The 20,114-nt window shown below is 37.9% G+C and carries 16 protein-coding genes; 14 read left to right on the top strand and 2 right to left on the bottom strand.

Features of this window, described 5'->3' with window-relative positions; translation table 11 throughout:
• Positions 1-2 precede the first annotated feature (2 nt).
• The 4 genes from B1B04_RS11725 (at position 3) to B1B04_RS11710 (ending at position 4,549) form a co-directional block, all read left to right on the top strand.
• Entirely contained in the window at positions 3-935 is a 933-nt protein-coding gene (locus B1B04_RS11725) for a diacylglycerol/lipid kinase family protein (protein WP_079561652.1), read from the top strand.
• 312 nt (positions 936-1,247) lie between these two features.
• Positions 1,248-1,895 (top strand): tRNA (guanosine(46)-N7)-methyltransferase TrmB, encoded by a 648-nt coding sequence (trmB, locus tag B1B04_RS11720; protein WP_079561651.1) that lies wholly within the window; start codon positions 1,248-1,250, stop codon positions 1,893-1,895.
• An 11-nt stretch (positions 1,896-1,906) separates the two neighbouring features.
• Positions 1,907-2,770, top strand: a complete 864-nt coding sequence (locus B1B04_RS11715; RefSeq protein WP_079561650.1) for a YtnP family quorum-quenching lactonase — start codon at positions 1,907-1,909, stop codon at positions 2,768-2,770.
• A gap of 552 nt (positions 2,771-3,322) precedes the next feature.
• Positions 3,323-4,549, top strand: coding sequence for a carboxylate--amine ligase (locus tag B1B04_RS11710; RefSeq protein WP_079561649.1), 1,227 nt, complete (start codon positions 3,323-3,325; stop codon positions 4,547-4,549).
• 500 nt (positions 4,550-5,049) lie between these two features.
• Here B1B04_RS11710 and B1B04_RS11705 read toward each other — a convergent pair whose 3' ends face one another.
• A complete protein-coding gene (locus B1B04_RS11705; protein WP_053485038.1) occupies positions 5,050-5,364 on the bottom strand; it encodes a peptidase M4 in 315 nt (104 codons plus the stop codon).
• Positions 5,365-5,702: 338 nt separating this feature from the next.
• Between B1B04_RS11705 and B1B04_RS11700 the strand changes: the two genes are divergently transcribed.
• The 9 genes from B1B04_RS11700 to B1B04_RS11660 all read left to right on the top strand — a co-directional run bounded on the left by B1B04_RS11700 (position 5,703) and on the right by B1B04_RS11660 (position 16,504).
• Positions 5,703-6,779, top strand: coding sequence for a M42 family metallopeptidase (locus tag B1B04_RS11700; protein ID WP_079561648.1), 1,077 nt, complete (start codon positions 5,703-5,705; stop codon positions 6,777-6,779).
• 78 nt (positions 6,780-6,857) lie between these two features.
• The gene (locus tag B1B04_RS11695) at positions 6,858-7,379 is read left to right on the top strand and encodes a DUF84 family protein (RefSeq protein WP_079561647.1); all 522 of its coding nucleotides are present in this window, start codon (positions 6,858-6,860) and stop codon (positions 7,377-7,379) included.
• A 94-nt stretch (positions 7,380-7,473) separates the two neighbouring features.
• A complete protein-coding gene (locus B1B04_RS11690; protein WP_079561646.1) occupies positions 7,474-7,992 on the top strand; it encodes a hypothetical protein in 519 nt (172 codons plus the stop codon).
• Between the two features lie 169 nt (positions 7,993-8,161).
• Positions 8,162-8,986, top strand: a complete 825-nt coding sequence (locus tag B1B04_RS11685; protein ID WP_079561645.1) for a DUF1444 domain-containing protein — start codon at positions 8,162-8,164, stop codon at positions 8,984-8,986.
• A complete protein-coding gene (gene ytpR, locus B1B04_RS11680; RefSeq protein ID WP_079561644.1) occupies positions 8,983-9,597 on the top strand; it encodes a YtpR family tRNA-binding protein in 615 nt (204 codons plus the stop codon). The genes B1B04_RS11685 and ytpR overlap by 4 nt, the downstream gene beginning before the upstream one ends.
• A 642-nt stretch (positions 9,598-10,239) precedes the next feature.
• On the top strand, positions 10,240-13,710 hold the full coding sequence (locus B1B04_RS11675) for a DNA translocase FtsK (protein WP_240518278.1): 3,471 nt from the start codon (positions 10,240-10,242) through the stop codon (positions 13,708-13,710).
• Positions 13,711-13,938: 228 nt separating this feature from the next.
• A complete protein-coding gene (gene murC, locus B1B04_RS11670; protein ID WP_079561643.1) occupies positions 13,939-15,252 on the top strand; it encodes a UDP-N-acetylmuramate--L-alanine ligase in 1,314 nt (437 codons plus the stop codon).
• Positions 15,253-15,363: 111 nt separating this feature from the next.
• Positions 15,364-15,870, top strand: coding sequence for a DUF948 domain-containing protein (locus B1B04_RS11665; protein WP_079561642.1), 507 nt, complete (start codon positions 15,364-15,366; stop codon positions 15,868-15,870).
• Between the two features lie 133 nt (positions 15,871-16,003).
• The gene (locus B1B04_RS11660) at positions 16,004-16,504 is read left to right on the top strand and encodes a YtxH domain-containing protein (protein WP_079561641.1); all 501 of its coding nucleotides are present in this window, start codon (positions 16,004-16,006) and stop codon (positions 16,502-16,504) included.
• A 50-nt stretch (positions 16,505-16,554) separates the two neighbouring features.
• Here B1B04_RS11660 and B1B04_RS11655 read toward each other — a convergent pair whose 3' ends face one another.
• Positions 16,555-18,708: a cell division FtsA domain-containing protein gene (locus tag B1B04_RS11655; RefSeq protein ID WP_079561640.1), complete on the bottom strand. Its 2,154-nt coding sequence runs from the start codon at positions 18,706-18,708 to the stop codon at positions 16,555-16,557.
• Positions 18,709-18,889: 181 nt separating this feature from the next.
• Here B1B04_RS11655 and B1B04_RS11650 point away from each other — a divergent pair, with 181 nt between their 5' ends.
• Entirely contained in the window at positions 18,890-19,975 is a 1,086-nt protein-coding gene (locus B1B04_RS11650) for a bifunctional 3-deoxy-7-phosphoheptulonate synthase/chorismate mutase (protein ID WP_079561639.1), read from the top strand.
• Positions 19,976-20,114 lie beyond the last annotated feature (139 nt).

Below are 20,114 nucleotides of genomic sequence, written 5' to 3'. Positions count from 1 at the left end.
TAATGCAAGTATTATTTATTGTGAATGAAGCAGCAGGGCACGGGAAAGGTAAAAAAGTTTGGCATCGTCTTCAACAGCATTTAACAATTAACTATGACTTCGCCTTTACAGAATATGAGGGACATGGGCAGGAGCTTGCAAAAAATTGGGCGCAAGATGCTCAAACAAAAAAATTAATTGTTATTGTTGGCGGTGACGGCACAATACATGAGGTTATTAGTGGCGTTGTACATAATAAATTAATAGTTATTGGTGTAGTTCGTGCTGGTTCTGGTAATGATTTTGCACGATACTTTTCTACATTTCAAGATGCCTATCAAATTGAAAGCTATATACAAAATGAAATGGTTCACCTCCCAATGGATGTTGGTGCCATTCAGCTTGGAGATCATCAGCACGAGATATTTGTCAATAATGCGGGTGTGGGCTTTGACGCATTTGTCACTAAACGTATTAATACATCCCGTTTGAAGCTTTACCTCAATAAAATAGGGCTCGGTAAGCTATCCTATGCTGTGGCTGTTGTAAGGGGACTTTTTAGTTTTAGACGCTTTGATGTAAAGATACAAGCGGACAATCAAGAATGGCACTTTCAACAGGCATGGTTTGTTACGATGTGCAATCAACCTTATTTCGGAGGAGGAATGAAAATTTCACCTACTTCTAAACCTGATGATGGTCATATCGAAATAACAATCGTTCACGGTATTTCCCGACTTAAATTGTTACTAGTATTTGTCACAGTGTTTTTTGAAAAACATACAAAATTTAAAGAGATTACTTTTTTGCAAGGCCATCAATTTAATATTTTCGTGCACGGAAATGATGTTGATTGTCATACTGATGGTAACTATATTGGAGAAATAAGAGAGGGAACGAGGATTCATAGTACAGTGCAACGCGATGCTTGGCAGGTACTATCGGAGAAACATTGATATAATCGGTTTCTAACTAAAAGTTGGGGATGACAATTGTTAAACTATGCTATGCATAAAAGTTGATCTTCGTTACGACTGGGCGACTCCTTGGGGATCAGCGATATAGAGGAACGAAGGCTAAAAGCATCACGTCCTGTGATAACGCCTTCGTGACCAACAACAAAGCGCCCAGTCGGAACGGAAATCAACCCCACGTTATAGTGATGAGACTGAAAAATACCATTTCGCAATAATTTCATGCGAATTTTATAGTAATACGTTATACTATAAAAAATTAATAATTTCATGAAAAAGAAATGAGGAAGAAAATTGAGATTAAGAAATAAGCCTTGGGCGGAGGAAATGATTACGGATCATCCAGAGGTGATTGTTCCAAATCCTGAAGACTTTAAAGGAAATTGGCAGGTTGTTTTCGGAAATGACAACCCACTACATATTGAAGTAGGTACTGGGAAAGGACAATTTGTCACAGGTATGGCCTTACAAAATCCAGATATAAATTATATTGGCATTGAGCTTTATGATAGTGTAATTGTTTGTGCATTGGAAAAAATTTTAGAGGCTAAATCTCCAGCGAATTTACGACTATTAAAAGTAAATGGCGCAGATTTAAATAAATATTTTGAAAAAAATGATGTGGATCGTGTGTATCTGAATTTCTCAGATCCTTGGCCAAAAACGCGCCATGCTAAGCGACGTTTAACGCACGAGGGTTTTTTGAAATTATATGAGTCGATTTTGGTGGATAATGGGGAAATCCATTTTAAAACGGACAACCGTGGTTTGTTTGAGTATTCATTAATGAGTATATCTGAATATGGTATGTTACTAAAGTATGTATCACTCGACCTACATGCGAATATGCCCGAGGGTAATGTTATGACTGAATATGAGGAGAAATTCTCTGCTAAAGGACAACCAATTTATCGTCTAGAATCGCAATTCTTAACTAACTAGGGGGAGAATGGATGGATCAGTTAAAGTTTCACAATATGTCATTATCATGGCTAAACGGGGGTGTCACTTGCCTTGATGGGGGTGCTATGTTTGGAGTTGTGCCAAAGCCACTTTGGGCACGCAAATATCCAGTCAACGAAAAAAATCAAATCGAGTTACCAACTGAGCCAATATTAATTCAATATGAAGGCAAAAATTATATTGTTGATACAGGCGTTGGTTTTAACAAATTAAATGAAAAGCAGCTACGTAACTTTGGGGTAACTGAGGAGTCAACATTAGCGGCTAGCTTACAGGAGCTAAGATTAACAACTGCTGATATTGATGTAGTATTAATGACGCATTTACATTTTGACCATGCTGGAGGTTTAACGCAATGGGAAGATGATGTACTTGTGCCAACATTCCCGAATGCAAAAATCTTTGTAACGAAAATTGAGTGGGATGAAATGCGTGAGCCAAATATCCGCTCGAAAAATACGTATTGGAAAGAAAACTGGGAGCCAGTTCAGCACTTAATCGAAACGTATGAAGGTACGTTAGAGGTAGCTCCGGGTATTGAAATGATTCATACGGGTGGACATAGTGATGGACATGCCATTATAAAATTGACTCAAAATGGCGAAGTATTATTGCATATGGCAGATATTATGCCAACACATGCACATCAAAATCCATTATGGGTTTTAGCGTATGATGATTATCCAATGGCGAGTGTCTTTGCGAAGGAACGTATAATGAAAGAAGCGTTGGCGAATGGCTACGGCTTTATCTTCTACCATGACGCGTATTACCGCATGATTAAATGGGATGAAACAGGTAAAGAAGTTGTAGATAAATTAGAACGCAGCAGACAAGCTGTTATTACATTCTAAATAAAAAACGTGTGAACCTTTTGTGTTCGCACGTTTTTTATTGCGTTGAAAGTATCAATAAAATTAAGGAATTAAATAAAGTATTGCTCATTTGCAAAATTAGGTTTGATTTCCGTTCCGACTGGGCGCTTTGTAGCTGCCGCTTCGCTTTCGCTACAGAAAACATTTGTTGTTGCTGTCGCTACGCTTTCGCACAGAGCAAAGCTTCCTGGGGGCGTCCGATGAGCCGCTTCACTCGCGTTCCTCTATATCGCTAATCCCTAAGGAGTCGCCCAGTCGTAACGAAGATCAAACGCTTCACATAGTATGTCTCTCTGTTATGCCACTCTAATTTATAGTGATAAAACTGAACTTCAGCATTTGTTTTATATGCAAACGTATGCCATGCATATAAATTATTGAAGTTAAACTGTCGGAACGGAAATCAACTTTACGTTATGGTGATGAGCCTAATTGTCTATACTCCATCTTTTTGACACTTTTTTCGTGAACATTTTGGAAAATATGATACACTAAAAACTATACTAAAACACAAAAGAGAGTTGAAAATACATGGCAACGGAGCAACCATTTTTACCAGTATTACTAGGATCAGATATGAATGCATATGGTATGGCACGTGCATTTTATGAGGCATATGGAATTAAACCACTTGTATTAGGACGTTCACATTTAACGGCAACGCAAGACAGCCATATCATAAATTTCCAAGAAATTGATCGCTTAAATGAACAGGATGTATTTGCACCTGCACTTGCAAAGGTCGCAAAAAAATATTCTGATAAAAAACTATTGTTGTTAGCATGTGGAGATGATTATGCAAAGCTTATTATCAAAAATAAGCCAGCATTGCAGGAGCATTTTACAGTACCATATATTGACGAATCATTAATGGATGAAATTTTATTAAAAGAAAATTTCTATAAAATGTGTGATAAGTACGATTTTAAGTATCCAGGTACGACGACTGTGACAGCTGACAATTACGAAAACTTTACACCACCTTTTGAATATCCAATTATTTTAAAGGCATCGAACTCGGTGGATTACTGGGCATGTTCATTCCCAGGTAAGAAAAAAGTGTTTGTTGCACATGATGAAGCTGAAAAAACAGCTATCTTAAAAGCAATCTATAGCTCAACTTATCAGGATACAATGATTATTCAAGAATTCATCCCAGGTGACGATTCTTATATGCGTGTATTAAATGCATATGTAGGGAAAGACGGCAAAGTGAAGCTAATGTGTCTAGGAAATCCAATCTTAGAAGAGCATTCACCTGAAGGAATTGGTAGTTATGCAGCAATCGTTACAACATACGATAAAGAATTAATGGATCAAGTACGATTCTTCTTAGAGGATATCGGTTATACTGGCTTTGCTAACTTCGATATGAAATACGATATGCGCGACAAACAGTATAAGCTGTTTGAAATCAATTTGCGTAATGGTCGCTCAAGCTACTATGTTACAGCAAGTGGTCATAATTTAATGAAATATGTAGCTGATGACCATATGTTAAATATTGAGCAGGAAGTAACTTATGTTCAGGATAAGCATTTATGGATGATTATTCCTAAAGGTGTATTATTTAAATATGCATCTAATGAAAAGCTTAAACTAGAAGCTAAAAAATTAATTCGTGAAGGGAAATATACAAACTCCCTTTACTATAATCAAGATATGAATGCGAAACGTTGGGTGAAGCTAACGTTAAATAATTTAAATTATTACCGAAAGTATAAAAAGTACTTTAACAATAAAGGTTTGACTGAATAAAACAAAGAAGCCATCTCAATTAAATGAGATGGCTTTTTCGTAGAGTCGGAAAACTAAATTCCTTAATAAATGAGGGGGATTTCCGTTCCAGGCTACTCGCTTTGTTGTTGTTGTCGCTACGCTTTCGCACAGAGCAAAGCTTCCTGTGGGCGAGTGTCGAGCCGCTTCCTCCGCTAAAGGAACGAAGGCTAAATGCGTCATGTCCTGTGACAAGGCCTTCGTGACCAACATCGTGCTACTGCCGCTACGTTAGCACTACGCTTTCGCGCAAAAAACTTCGAGACCTTGCAGCGAAGCGAAGCGGCTCATCGGACGCCCCAAGGAAAGCGCTCAGCCAGAACGAAAATCAACCCCTCGTATTGCAGAAGGGCCACACTTTAATATGACCTTAATTTGATTGATATAATAGTTTTTCAACAACATGAAAGAAGCCCTCTCAAAAACTGAGATGGCTTCTTTTTAGGATTCTATAATATTTGTTCGAGTAATACTGTGTAAGATTATACTTCTTGTAGCTCTACTACAACACCTGAGCGAGCGTCAGCAGCAAATTCAAATGTTTGCATTTCACCCTCGTGTAAACGAGAGATACCTCCACGGTATACAGGAATTGTCATAATGCCGTTTGAGAAATTGTCTGTTTTCATAAAAATCCAAGAACCGTCAATCGGTGAATCTTTTTTAAATTCCTTTTTTATGTTTTCGAGTACTTGTCCTGCAGGTACATACGGAGAAACCTTTTCACTTGCTTCTTTAACAATGACTGCGGCAGCAAGGCCAGTAGCAACACCAATTAAAAAATCACGTAATTTCATGCTCTTTTCCTCCTTTTTCTATAGGTTCATTTTAACATAGCATACAGAGTGAATGCACGTTCACACGTTAGCACTTTTTTATGAAATGTATCATATTTGGAATTTGACATTCAATTTCACCTTGGCATAATTGTTGCTGTCGCTTCGCTTTCGCACAGAAAATAATTGTTGCTGTCGCTACAAATAAATACTTCAGCGAATTTGGGATACACTATGAAGAAAAACTACATGCGCACTTTTTCGCTACTCATTGGAAAATGGGAGTCTTCCGTTGAATATAGATAAATATGTTACAATGGACAAGGAAGAATATTCTACTTCGTGGGGAGAGAGTCAACATGAATGAAGAAACATTACAATTATTTAAAACATTAACAGAATTACCAGGTGCGCCGGGTAATGAACATGCGGTACGTGCATTCATGCGTTCTGAGTTGGAAAAGTACTCGGATGAGATCGTTCAAGATAATTTAGGGGGTATTTTCGGTGTAAAGCATAGTGAAATTGCTGACGCACCAAAAGTGTTGGTTGCTGGTCATATGGATGAAGTGGCATTCATGGTTACTTCTATTACCGATAACGGGATGATCCGCTTTCAAACATTAGGTGGTTGGTGGAACCAGGTAATGCTAGCGCAACGCGTTGAGGTATTTACTAAAAATGGCGCGATTCCAGGTGTGATTTCATCAATACCACCACATTTATTAACAGATACTGAACGTTCTAAACCGATGGATATTAAAAATATGCTTATAGATGTTGGTGCAGACAATAAAGAAGATGCTATTGCACTTGGCGTTCGTCCAGGTCAATCAATTATCCCTGTCTGCCCATTTACACCGATGGCTAATCCGAAAAAAATTATGGCCAAAGCTTGGGATAACCGCTATGGCTGTGGACTGGCAATTGAATTGATGAAAGAAGTTAAGGATGAAAAGCTAGCTTCACATTTATATTCAGGTGCGAATGTGATGGAAGAAGTTGGTTTGCGCGGCGCGCAAGTGTCTGCAAATATGATTAAACCAGATTTGTTTTTTGCTCTAGATGCTTCACCTGCAAATGATATGTCAGGTGAAAAAAATCAATTTGGTCAGCTTGGAAAAGGGACATTATTACGTATTCTTGACCGTACGATGGTTACTCATAAAGGCATGCGTGAGTTCATCTTAGATACTGCTGAAACGAATCATATTCCTTATCAATATTTTGTATCACAAGGGGGTACGGATGCAGGACGTGTGCACACAGCGAATGACGGTGTTCCTAGTGCAGTAATTGGAATTTGCTCACGCTATATTCATACGTCTGCGTCGATTATTCATATTGATGACTATGCAGCTGCAAAAGCTTTAATTGTAGAACTAGTGAAAAATGCAGATCGTTCGACATTAGCAACGATTCGCGCTAATGTGTAAAATAAGACATCCGTTGAAATAAGTTAAAAGATGCCTTTAGGGGCATCTTTTTCTATGCAAAGAAAGAGGGATTAGAAAATGAACATAGCTATTGGTACAACAAACAAAGCAAAAACAGAGGCTGTTGAAGTTATAGCTAGAAAGTATTTTGATAAACCAATTTTCACCTGCGTTAAGGCTGCATCACAAGTGTCTGATCAACCGATGACTCATGAAGAAACACGCATAGGCGCAATAAACCGTTCGAAAAACGCAATTGATGAGACGGGTGCCCAACTATCGTTTGGATTAGAGGGTGGAGTGACTGAAATTGATGGTGTGATGTATGTTTGCAACTGGGGAGCTCTTACAGTATCAAATGGCACAACTTATACAGCTTCGGGTGCACAAATTATATTACCAGAAGAAATTGCCCAGGAAATAAGAGCAGGGAAGGAACTTGGACCTGTAATGGAGCAATATACACAACGTAGGGATATCCGGCAAGGTGCGGGAGCTGTAGGTATTTTTACACAAGGATTAGTAAGTCGTCAGATGATGTTCGAACATATAGTTTCACTTCTTGTTGGTCAATATTTATTCTCATTAGCGCATGAGTAGTGTTTGTTAATTAGTAAAAATGGAATAGTGAAGTTGCATAATTGAAAAAGCTTTTTTAAAATAGAAAAAGGTTAGCAATGAAAGGAAGAAGAACATGTCTTTTACATCGGTGAGAGTTGTTGGCTTACTACTTTTACTTTTGGGGCTTACTGGTTGTAATCAATCGGTTGATGAACAAATTCAAGATGGACTTCAAAATACGAAGACCGTTTTTGCAGAACAACCAGAGGAGCAAACAGATCGTATTGGGGATGTAGAATTATACTTACCTTCAAACTTTAAGGTTGACGACAGTTCAGATGCATATAATATATTAGTAACGAAAGGAAAAGAGAGTTATATTCTTTTCATTAATGATCGTGAAGATGCAGATAGTAAACTATATTACATTCTATTAAAAGCTGATAGTTCAAAAAACATAATCGAAGAAAATACTTATGAAAAGAATGGTATTTTCGGCTTTGCTGCTGTTTTAAAAACTGATAATGAGAACGAATTTGAGCTTATTGTTAGTAATGGTGGTGTAAAAATGACGACCATTTCTCACGCGAAACATATTAAAGATAATCTACACGAGATGACGAAAATCGTTCATTCGGTTAAGATTAAATAATTGGATAGTTTTGAACAGAGCGGTTCACAAACATGTGAGCCGTTTTCTCTTCATTTGGTATATTTTAAGCTACAATAAAGGAACTCAGTTTATAAACGTCACATCCAGTGACATTATCTGCGCAACAGTGCTGAACCTAAATTGATTTTGAAGAAAGGATGTGAGCTAGGTGAAACAAATTAAATCAGAACAACTTGTGTCCCTATTAAAACAACAATTGAATGAGGAAAAGTTTGATTTTGAATTTGACAAAAAGCACGATAAATTACGTCTAAACCATAAAAAAATCGGTAAAGGGATGGAGCTTTCCCTGCCAGGCATTTTAGCCAAATATAATGACAAGCAAGAGGCTGCAATCGATGAAGTCGTTTATACAATCGAGCAAACCTTTAATGCGATGGAGCAAGAGATGGAGCAAGGATTCCAAACGACTACAAAAATTTATCCAGTTATTCGTGCGACATCCTACCCTCAAGCCTCAAAGGAGGGGCGTGCATTCATCAAAACTGAACATACAGCTGAAACACGTATTTTTTATGCACTTGATTTAGGAAAAACTTATCGTTTTATTGATGAATCCATGTTAGAGGTACTACAATTAACAGTAGAGCAAGTTCGTGAAATGGCACGATTCTCTGTAAAGCAACTACCAACAGTTTATAAGAAAGATGAAGTTGCAGGGAATGTTTTCTATTTTGTTAATGCTAATGATGGCTATGATGCAAGTCGCATTTTAAATGAAAGCTTTTTGAATGAAATGCAGACTAAAATTGAGGGTGACATGACGCTATCTGTGCCACATCAGGATGTATTAATAGTAGGTGATATTCGTAATGAAACAGGGTATGATGTATTAGCACAGATGACAATGCATTTCTTTGCTGTCGGTACTGTACCGATTACGTCATTATCTTTTATTTATGAAGATGGGGAACTTGAACCAATCTTTATATTAGCAAAAAACAGAATTAAAAAGGAGCAAGAAAAACAATGAATGTATTTTACAACAAAGAGCATGTAGGCGATGTATTGCTAGTACAATTAGCGACAGAATCAATCGTTAAAACAGTGGTAGAGCGTGCGGGTGATATCGCTATTTTAAAGGAAGCACAAACAGGAGAAATTAAAGCATTTAATTTATTTAATGCTAGTAACTATATACAAACTGAAGCACAAGGTTTAGTTGAAGTTACTCCAGAATTAGCTGCACAGCTAGAGGCAGCTATCACAAAAAACGGAGCTGAAATCAGCTTAGATGTAGATTTTTCTCCAAAATTTGTTGTGGGCTATGTAGAAACAAAGGACAAGCATCCGAATGCTGATAAACTAAGCATTTGTGCTGTAAACGTAGGTGACGAAACATTACAAATCGTATGTGGCGCACCAAATGTGGAGGCGGGCCAAAAGGTTGTCGTAGCGAAAATCGGTGCAGTTATGCCTTCTGGAATGCTTATAAAAGAAGGTAATTTACGAGGTGCTGAATCATACGGTATGCTATGTTCAGCACGCGAATTAGCAATACCAAATGCACCTTCTGAAAAAGGGATTTTAGTATTGCCAGAAGATGCGATAACTGGTAGTGCGTTCGAAGCGCCAACTAAATAAAGTCTTGGGAAACACGGTTTAGCTTTGCGAAAGTAAGCGATAACCCAATTTACACCAATATCAAATTGATTATATGTACTTAAAATCGTTATGCTACTAATATGCTAGTAACATAACGATTTTTTTGTCTAGAATGAGCCTCTAAATACAAGTTTCTATTACATTTTTATGGTATGCTTTTTGTTATAGACATTTAACTTCTTTCAGCAAAATGTTTTCTGTAGCGACAGGTACAGAAGTCTCCTATCTCTATAGGTGGTAGATGAAAGCAGATTTAGGCTACTTTTCAGCTGGTGTCCAAATATCTGCTGAAGCAGAGGAACCCAGCCTAAGAACGCCGCGTCCTGTGGTAATGACTGACTGACCAACATCGTGTTGGCCCAAAGCCTCCGGCGGATGTCACTGAATCGGAAAGGTGCTCACATAGGATGTTAGCCTAAAACCATCGCATACATGCGATATCGGCTAACTGACCTGCATCGGTAAAAACGTCACGTCCTGTGGCATTTCTGAAATGACCGACATCGTGTCGGCCCTCGTGCAGTCCCTAAGACAAAGCCGATTCCGGACGCAATTAATGCTGAGTCATAATTGATTTAGTTAATGCTATAAATGAAGTGTAAGAGAAATGAGTGAAACAATGTGAATTGGTTAAAAAAACAAATGGATAAATTTTTAAATAAAGATGACAATGATTACGAATATGAAGAGTTTTATGAAGACTATGAAGAAGAACAATCTGAGCAACAAAACTCATTTAAAGAAACAACAGTAGCAAAGCAAAAAACTTTTCGTTTTCCGTTAATTGAGGATGATGAATTTTCAACTCCACCATCATCAAAAGAAGCATTCAATCAAATGGACGATGTATTCTCTGAACAAATTGAAGATTTATCGCTACCGAGGCATTTAAATAATCATATTGTGGATTCAAGTGTGTATGATATTGAGATTTCAGGTATTCGAGAACTATTAGCAAATCGAACGAAAAGAACAGGTAGAACGACGATTACGCGAAGTCAGCCTGAACTAGAGAATCGTTCGAGGGCAAGTCTTGTTTTTCGAGATGCACAAAATGAATTACCTACATCGCCTAAGGAAACGAAGTATCCATTAGAAAAAACAGATGAAAGTGATTTACCCGCTAATCGCAAACGTTTTGTACCAACTGATGTTCCTTCACCAGTCTATGGTTTTACTAAGCCGAGCCCAATTGAGCAACTATTAGAGAAACGGAAGGAAGAGCACGACAAAAAAGAGTTAGAAATACCTACAGCAACTAAGTCTATAAAAGAAGCGACAACAAATGAGGCCATTGAAAATATACTAGAAGAAAAAGAGCCTATTAGCGCAGAGCAAAAAGATGGACTTGAACAGTTCCCTGAAACAATTGAAGCACTTACGAAGCAACCGATTACTTTTGATGATAAATTATCAGACGAAACCAATCATCCTAAAGATAAAACGACGGTGGAATTACCTGTACCGCTAACAACTTCTTTTGCCGTAGAATTTGAAGAACAAGTGAAAGAAGCTGTTCAGCATGAGCTGAATATTGAACAACTTCCGGTTGATCAATCAGAAATTCATGTGAAAGAAGTAGTTGTAGAACAAGTACAAATCGAAAATTCTACCATCCACATTGGTGAAGTTACTGTAGTCCAGCCATCCATGAATGAAGATAATGAGCAAGATATATTGCAAGAACAATCTGTAGAAGAGCAACCGGTAGAAAAGAAAGAAAAAAGTGGTGGCGTTCCATTCAATGTTTTAATGCTAAAAACAGATAAAGAGAAATGGAGAATTCGACAGCAATTAAAAAATACGAAGCCGACCCCTACAATTGTTGAAAATTATCAAGAGGAACAGGAGTCTTCTTCTGAGCCGTTTCATTTAGAGAAAGAACATCGATCTAATAAAGATCAGATTCAACAATCTATACATTTAGAAATTAGTGAGCTAAAGATGGATGATACAACAGCACCACAATCGTCGGAGGAAGACGAGGTTTCTATTCCAAATACTGCTCCATTCAATGCTACAACAGAGAGTGTGTCAGTCATTTCAATGGCACCAGTAACATCAATGTCGAACGTTTCGACATTAGAAAAGACTGTGATTGATGTTGGAAGCTCCGACGAAATTTCAGTGACTACTGAAAAGGAAGTAGAAGTACCCGAAAAGGAAGTGGAAGTAACTACTGAAGCGGAAATGGAAGCAACTGCCGAAAAGGAAGTGGAAGTAACTACTGAAGCGGAAATGGAAGCGACTGCCGAAAAGGAAGTGGAAGTAACTACTGAAGCGGAAATGGAAGCGACTGCCGAAAAGGAAGTGGAAGTAACTACTGAAGCGGAAATGGAAGCGACTGCCGAAAAGGAAGTGGAAGTAACTACTGAAGCGGAAATGGAAGCGACTGCCGAAAAGGAAGTGGAAGTAACTACTGAAACGGAAATGGAAGCGACTGCCGAAAAGGAAGTGGAAGTAACTACTGAAACGGAAATGGGAGCGACTGCTGAAAAGGAAGTAGGGGTAACTACCGAAACGGAACTAGCATCAACTACTGAACAGGCGCTTACTACCGAAAATGTAGTGATTCCCGAGGAGAATGATATTGATCTAGAAGAGTATCCAGAACAACCTTCTAAATCAGCTGATACATTCGTGGAAAATCAAGTGATGGAAATGCCTCGAAAACCTGTGCATGTGTATCAAAAGCCAGATGATGAGTTTTTAGAGCCACCTGAGGAAAAAACACAGGATACGGAGTGGATGGAGCAACAGGGAGATACGCTGGTAGAAGCTTTGTCTTATTTCCAAGTCTCAGCTCAAATAGAATCCATTATGCAAGGACCTGCCGTGACGCAATTTGAAATAACAGTGAGTCATGGTACGAAGGTTAGTAAAATCCGTAATCTATCAGATGATTTGAAGCTTGCATTGGCAGCGAAAGATATCCGCATCCAAGCACCGATTCCTGGGAAGAGCTCAATTGGCATTGAGATTCCGAACCGTGTATCTCGCGCTGTTCGATTATCGGAAGTGACAAATAGTGCTTCTTTCCTTGAGTCAGATTCACCGTTAGAAGCAGCATTGGGTCTGGATTTAACAGGGAAGCCTGTAACCATTGATTTACGAAAAATGCCACATGGTTTAATAGCCGGAGCTACAGGTTCTGGTAAATCAGTTTGTATTAATTCAATTTTGGTTAGCTTATTATATAAAGCTGCACCACATGAATTAAAACTGATGCTAATCGATCCTAAAATGGTAGAATTAGCACCGTTTAATCATATTCCACATCTAGTTAGTCCAGTCATCACAGATGTTAAAGCGGCTACAGCTGCACTTAAATGGGCAGTAGAGGAAATGGAGCGTCGTTATCAGTTATTTGCTCATGCGGGTGCGCGTGATATTACACGTTATAATGCAATTGCGGATAAAAATAATGAACATAGTTTAAAATTACCGTATATTCTAATTGTCATTGATGAATTAGCAGATTTAATGATGATGTCTCCTGCAGATGTAGAGGAGGCAATTTGTCGTATTGCGCAAAAGGCACGTGCTTGTGGTATCCATTTAATTGTTGCAACTCAAAGACCTTCTGTTGACGTTATTACAGGGCTTATTAAATCAAATATTCCTACACGTATTGCATTCGCGGTATCTTCACAAATCGATTCGCGTACTATTTTAGATGGGCAAGGTGCAGAAAGATTACTTGGACGGGGCGATATGTTATATTTAGGCAATGGTATGTCTGCTCCAGTGCGTTTGCAGGGTACATTTGTGACAGATGATGAAATTGAAGCGATTATTGAGCATGTTCGTGAACAAGGAGAGCCGGATTATATATTCGATCAAGAGGAACTTTTAAAGAAGACGGAAGTTTCGGCTGAGCAAGATGATCTGTTTGAGGATGTATGTCGATTTGTTTATGAGCAGGGAGGTGCTTCTACGTCCTTGATTCAGCGCAAATACCATATTGGTTATAATCGTGCTGCTCGTTTAATCGATATGTTGGAATCACATGGTTTTGTGTCCGAGGCAAGAGGCAGTAAACCAAGAGAAAGTTATATTACAGAAGAAGATTTAATTGCTATGTTTGAATAAGAATTGTATTGTTTTCGTATAGATTATCTTAATTACGTCGAAATTAGTTTTTTTAGAAAAGTTACACATTTATCCTTATGCATAAATAGTGCTATAATAGACGAGATGTGTTGATTAGTACGTATTTTTTTGTACTTCCAAAGGTATTAATACCTAATAATTAGTGAAAAAATACGTTACACCTAATAGATGATAGAAGGGATATTGAATTCCCGGGGGGTTTAATTAATGACAGTTTTTCATTTCACAGGCATTAAAGGTTCTGGCATGAGTTCACTTGCACAAATCTTATTTGATGCTGGTGAACAAGTACAGGGCTCAGATATTGATAAATATTTTTTCACGGAACAGCCGTTACGTGAGCGTAATATTTCAATTTTTCCATTTAATGCAGATAATATTAAAGAAGGTATGACAGTTATTGCAGGGAACGCATTTCCTGATGATCATCCCGAATTAGAGCGTGCACGTGAAATCGGTGTAGAAGTTATTCGTTACCATAAATTTTTAGGTGAATATATCGGTAATTATACGTCGATTGCTATTACGGGTGCACATGGTAAAACATCTACGACAGGCTTAATGTCTCATGTTGTAGGAGGTTATAAGCCAACTTCTTATTTAATCGGTGATGGAACAGGAGCTGGGCATGAAAATGCTGACTTCTTTGTGATGGAAGCATGTGAATACCGTCGACACTTTTTAGCTTACAATCCCGATTACGCAGTAATGACTAATATTGATTTTGACCATCCTGACTATTTTGCAAACATAGAGGATGTATATTCAGCCTTTCAAGCATTAGCATTACAAGTTAAAAAAGCCATTATTGCTTGCGGTGATGATGAACATTTACAACGTATTCAAGCGAAAGTACCGGTTGTTTATTATGGATTTGGGGCTGAAAATGATTTTGAGGCTCGTAATGTTGAAAAAACAACAAAGGGTACAAAATTTGATGTATTTGTCCGTAATGAATTTTATAGTACATTCTTTATCCCGTTGTTTGGCGATCATGCGGTATTAAATACCTTAGCTGTTATTACGCTTTGCCAATATGAAGGTATTTCACCAGACATCGTTCAAGAACGTTTAAACACATATAAAGGTGTGAAAAGACGTTTTACAGAGACGGAAGTTGGGAATAATGTTTTAATAGATGACTATGCACACCATCCAACTGAAATCCGTGCAACGGTTCAATCGGCACGACAAAAATTTCCGGATCGTGAGCTAGTAGCTATTTTTCAACCACATACATTTACACGTACACAAGCTTTTTTACAGGATTTCGCAGATAGTCTAAGTCTTGCAGATACAGCATATTTATGTGATATTTTTGGCTCTGCAAGGGAAACACAAGGCGCACTTTCAATCCAAGATTTAGCGTCTTTAATTGAAGGCAGTGCAGTGATTACCACTGAAGGAATCGATGTGTTGACAAAGCATAAGGGCGCAGTATTTTTATTTATGGGCGCTGGCGATGTTCACAAATTCCAAGATGCTTTTGAAGACGTGCTAAAGAACAACGAAACAGCTTAATCCGCAAGGAATAAGCTGTTTTTTCTCAAAAAAGAGAAGGGATTCCGTTTTTTTTGTCGAAAATAAGGAAATGAATAGTAAAGAGAATTTGTACTTGCAGGAGGTCTAGTTATGGAAGTTATTTTGTATATTGCAGCAATCATCGCAGCAATCGGTTTTTTAATTTTTTGTGTGAGCGTAGGAATGACATTATTTTCGCTCAAACCAATCCTTAACAGTTTAGCAGGAACATTATCGGGTATAGAAGGTCAAATGGAAGGTATAACACGTGAAACGACTTCCTTACTAGCTAAAACAAATAGCTTGGCAGAAGATATTCAAGAAAAATCTGAACAGTTAAATTCTGTTGTTCATGCAGTCAAAGGAATTGGTGACTCTGTGAATGGTTTAAATAAATCTGTACAGCAAATTACTTCTTCAATTTCTACAAGTGTGGAACAAAATGAAGAAAAAATTGCACAGGTTGTTCAGTGGAGCAATGTCGCAATCGGCATTGCTGATAAGTGGAAAAAACGTAAAATTATCGAACAGGCCAATGAGGTGATTCAAGATGATGTTTATCCTTTTGAATCAGCGCAAACTGAAAAATCGAAAAGAAAATGGGGCCGTAAAAAATAATTATTGTTCGGTAGGCGTTAATGCCAGCCGAATAAAAATAAAGTCTTAGGCATAAGTTGAAGAATGCATCCGCAAAAGCAGATGGACAACCAGTCTAGGCAAATTAGATAATAAGATGGGGAGGAATTGTTGCATGACAACTCAAAAGCCAAATTTTAATGAAGTGAAGGAACAACAACTTGAAAGTTCATTGCCGCAGCTTTATCATCCGCAAGAATCGATTTATGAAGAGGAGCGAGTGAACATGAAAGATTTCGTTATTGGTGCATTAGTTGGGGGTATAGTAGGTGCAGCTGCTGGCTTATTACTAGCTCCGAAATCAGGAAAAGATTTACTTAGCGATGTAGCAGTACAAGCTGTCAACCTAAAAGATAAGAGTGCAGATTTCTCGACAACTGCAAAAGATAAAACCGTTCAATTATCTAAACAAATTCAAGAACAATCTACACAATTAGTAGAAAAAGTAAAAACATTAAAATCAGCAAAGGCACCAACTGTTTTTGACGATGGTACTGTATCTTTCGAGGGTGAAGAGCCACTGGAGGATTTTATTTCTAGCGAAGGACCTAAAGCACAGGATGCTAGTGAAAAAAAGGAACAAGCTGAAGAAAAAAGTGAAGAAGTTCGCGCGTAATAGATAAAAGGGATACGATACATCTGACAACGATGTATCGTATCCCTTTTTTAAGATATAGGCGCTTTTTCTAGTAAAATTTCTAGTTTATCACCGCCGAAAATCTCCATATCGAAGCTTGCTGGTTGACCATTTCGTAAAATCGTAAAATTACCTTTAAAAGTAGTAGGCAGTTGCCAATTAGAGAAGCGGAACACATCCTGGTATATCCAACGACTTCGGTCTTTCTCTTTAAATGAAATAGCGGCCCCATTTGGGACGGTTGAATGAGGTGATACCACTACTTGATTAACGAGAACTTCGTTAGCCATTTTTTTTAGCTCTACTACTTCGTTTTGAAAGTGTATGATGATTTTATCCTCAAGTAAAACACTCATTTGGTCAGCAATCCGTTGAACGGAAGGATATGTTTGTTGCTGAAATGTAAGTACATCACCATCTTGTACAGCATATGACATTTTTGATGGTTTACCATTAATCATTAAATGAGCTGAAAAATCTGGTAAATAAAGTGGCTTTCCATCCACTTGAATATAAAATGACTCAAATTGTTTTAATAACGCCCAATTATTTGTGAGCTTAAATACATCCTCGACTGTTTCAGCTATTTCAAACATCACAACATCTCGATCATTTAATGCACTATTGAGTGATGCAAGGGAACCATTAACAGTTATTTGTGGTTCAATTACATATTTTGTTTCTTGAATCGTAACAGTTTTAATGGCAGCATCATCTACAATATCTCTCACCGTAGCATTAGCTTGCTGACCGTCTTGGCCTTCAATTAGCTGGATGGCATCACCTGTTTTAATCATCGTTTTAGTGGATGCTTGGTGGCCATTCACTAAAATTTCTGCCGGTTGACCGTGACCACCAGGAATGAAAATATCTTGTCCATTTACATTCACTGATAGTCCATGCCCTGGTTTTCCATATAACTGCTTTGCTCGAATATTGGCTGCTAAAAATGCATCAGCAACAGTCATTTCTTTTAATTCAAAAAGGCGCACTACTTGTTCATTGACAGTTAGACTCATATATTGAATAGGCGTTTTTTTTGCTGCAATCGCAATACCAATTGGAGTCACTAATTCAGGAGATGCTTTAATATGATCTTCCTTTGTTAAGTTTTGAATAGCGTCAATCCCTCGAACGGCAATGCGATTGGCAGGTAAATTTAGTATAAGTCCAAGTTCAGTTGTAAGTTTGGGTGTTAAGCTTCCTCCACCAACAAGCATTACCGCTTTAGGAGCTGACTGATTATTAAGACGTAATATTTCTTCTCCAATGGCTTTCGCCAGTTGCTTGACAGCAGGATCGATTGCTTGAAGAACTTCCTCTTTCGGATAATATTGATCAAAGCCTAAAATATCCTGAATTAATATTTCTTCTTCTGTTTGCAGTTGACGTTTCGCTTGTTCGGCAACTGGGAAGTCGAGTAAATAATGGTCACTTAATGCTTCTGTTATTTCATCACCAGCCGTTGGTACCATGCCATACGCAACAACAGTACTTTTATCGGTAATGGCAATATCAGATGTACCAGCACCAATATCAACTAGCGCAACATTTAAACGACGCATTGTTGGGGGGATAAGCACGTTAATAGCTGCAATAGGTTCTAATGTTAGTGCATCCATCTCTAAATCCGCCCGTTTAAGAGCTGCGATAAGTGATTCTACGACAACTCTTGGTAAGAACGTAGCGATAACTTCAATTTGTGCTTCATCGCCTTGCTGATCGAGTAGGCTCCCAATCTCCTCTCCATCTAAACGATAGTATAGAACTGAATAACCAACACAATAATAGTGGCTTATTTTAGCATCATCTTTGTGTTGAAGGAGCTGTTGCTGTGCCTGTTGAACAGCTTGTAGTTCTAAGCGGCTTATATCTTCTTCTGTAAAGATTGGCCGATTACGAATATTGATTGTCACGCTTGCTTGTTCTGTTTTCAGTGAGCGACCAGCAGCAGCGACACTCACTTTTGTTAAAGGACCATGCTTCTCTTCAAGTTCATGTTTAATTTCATTGATTAAATCTGCCACATACATGACGTTATGTATTTGACCATCTACCATGGCGCGTTCTTTATGTTCTTTTACTAAAATGTCTTCCACGTGAAAGTGGTCATTATCTTCTGCTAAAATAATGCCTACTACAGAACGTGTACCGATATCAAGTGCAAATAATTTTGAACTCAATGTACTCGCTTCCTTTCTCGTAATATGTTAATATAATTATATAATTTAGCGAGTTGAAGCGCTAAATTAAAAATGCGTGACATTCTGTGCAACATTGATTATAATGTTGCTATTATCTAAAAATGTAACATACATTTCAGAGTTCTGAAAGTGTCTGTCATAAGGAGAGGAGCAAGAAAGCATGAGCCAAAAAGATTTAGAAAGCTTACGTAGTCAAATTGACGGTTTGAACTTAGAAATTCTTCGTCTAATTAACGAACGAGCAGCAGTAGTAGATGAAATCGGTAAGATTAAAGAAAAACAAGGTGTGATTCGCTATGATCCATTGCGTGAACGACACATGCTTGATCTTATTAAAGAGCACAATCAAGGTCCATTAAACCAAATGACGGTAGATTATATATTTAAACAAATCTTTAAAACAGCTTTAAAACAACTTGAAGCAGACAAGAAAAAAGAGTTACTTGTATCACGTAAGAAAAAATCAGAAGATACTGTCATTAATATAAATGGTGAGCTAATTGGACAAGGAAAACCATCTTTCGTATTTGGACCTTGTGCTGTAGAGTCATACGAACAAGTAGCAGCGGTAGCAGAATCTATTAAAGCAAAAGGTGAAAAATTAATTCGTGGTGGTGCTTATAAGCCACGTACTTCTCCATATGACTTCCAAGGTCTTGGGTTAGAAGGACTTAAAATTTTAAAACGTGTGTCAGAGGAATACGGTTTAGGTGTTATTACGGAAATTGTTACACCAGGCCATTTAGAGGAAGCATTAGATTACATCGATGTTATCCAAATTGGTGCACGTAATATGCAAAACTTCGAATTATTAAAAGCAGCGGGGGCAACAAATAAACCTGTTCTTTTAAAACGAGGCTTAGCAGCGACAATTGATGAATTCATTCACGCAGCAGAATACATTATGTCTAAAGGAAATGAAAACATCATTCTTTGTGAGCGTGGTATTCGTACTTACGAAAAAGCAACACGTAACACATTAGATATTTCTGCTGTACCAATTTTAAAACAAGAAACGCATTTACCAGTATTTGTAGACGTTACGCACTCAACAGGTCGTCGTGATTTACTATTACCATGTGCTAAGGCGGCAATTGCTATTGGAGCTGATGGCGTCATGGCAGAGGTGCATCCAGATCCATCTGTAGCACTTTCAGATTCACAACAACAAATGGATATTCCAACATTTGATGCGTTCTACCAAACACTACAAAATTTCATGAAGAACCATGAAATCAATGCTTAACTTCTTTCAGCAATACCGGCTGAAATAGAGGAACTCGGTCTAAGAACGCCACGTCCTGTGGCAATTTATCTGTGCGAAAGCGAAGCGGCAGCAACACACGGCTGAGTGACCAACATTGGTGCTGTTGCTGGCTCTACGT

Origin of the sequence: Lysinibacillus sp. KCTC 33748 (assembly GCF_002237755.1) — a bacterium.
In the GTDB taxonomy this organism is placed as follows: Bacteria; Bacillota; Bacilli; order Bacillales_A; family Planococcaceae; genus Lysinibacillus.
The sequence above is the reverse complement of the archived record's forward strand: the minus strand, read 5'-3'. Positions and strand labels throughout refer to the sequence as shown.

What these genes read in the sequence shown, in the direction of transcription:
- B1B04_RS11700 (WP_079561648.1), top strand. Translation starts at nt 5,703, where the DNA reads ATGAATGAAGAAACATTACAATTATTTAAAACATTAACAGAATTACCA.
- B1B04_RS11665 (WP_079561642.1), top strand. Translation starts at nt 15,364, where the DNA reads ATGGAAGTTATTTTGTATATTGCAGCAATCATCGCAGCAATCGGTTTT.
- B1B04_RS11705 (WP_053485038.1), bottom strand. Translation starts at nt 5,364, where the DNA reads ATGAAATTACGTGATTTTTTAATTGGTGTTGCTACTGGCCTTGCTGCC.
- ytpR (WP_079561644.1), top strand. Translation starts at nt 8,983, where the DNA reads ATGAATGTATTTTACAACAAAGAGCATGTAGGCGATGTATTGCTAGTA.
- murC (WP_079561643.1), top strand. Translation starts at nt 13,939, where the DNA reads ATGACAGTTTTTCATTTCACAGGCATTAAAGGTTCTGGCATGAGTTCA.
- B1B04_RS11710 (WP_079561649.1), top strand. Translation starts at nt 3,323, where the DNA reads ATGGCAACGGAGCAACCATTTTTACCAGTATTACTAGGATCAGATATG.
- B1B04_RS11725 (WP_079561652.1), top strand. Translation starts at nt 3, where the DNA reads ATGCAAGTATTATTTATTGTGAATGAAGCAGCAGGGCACGGGAAAGGT.
- B1B04_RS11715 (WP_079561650.1), top strand. Translation starts at nt 1,907, where the DNA reads ATGGATCAGTTAAAGTTTCACAATATGTCATTATCATGGCTAAACGGG.
- B1B04_RS11660 (WP_079561641.1), top strand. Translation starts at nt 16,004, where the DNA reads ATGACAACTCAAAAGCCAAATTTTAATGAAGTGAAGGAACAACAACTT.
- B1B04_RS11695 (WP_079561647.1), top strand. Translation starts at nt 6,858, where the DNA reads ATGAACATAGCTATTGGTACAACAAACAAAGCAAAAACAGAGGCTGTT.
- B1B04_RS11650 (WP_079561639.1), top strand. Translation starts at nt 18,890, where the DNA reads ATGAGCCAAAAAGATTTAGAAAGCTTACGTAGTCAAATTGACGGTTTG.
- B1B04_RS11690 (WP_079561646.1), top strand. Translation starts at nt 7,474, where the DNA reads ATGTCTTTTACATCGGTGAGAGTTGTTGGCTTACTACTTTTACTTTTG.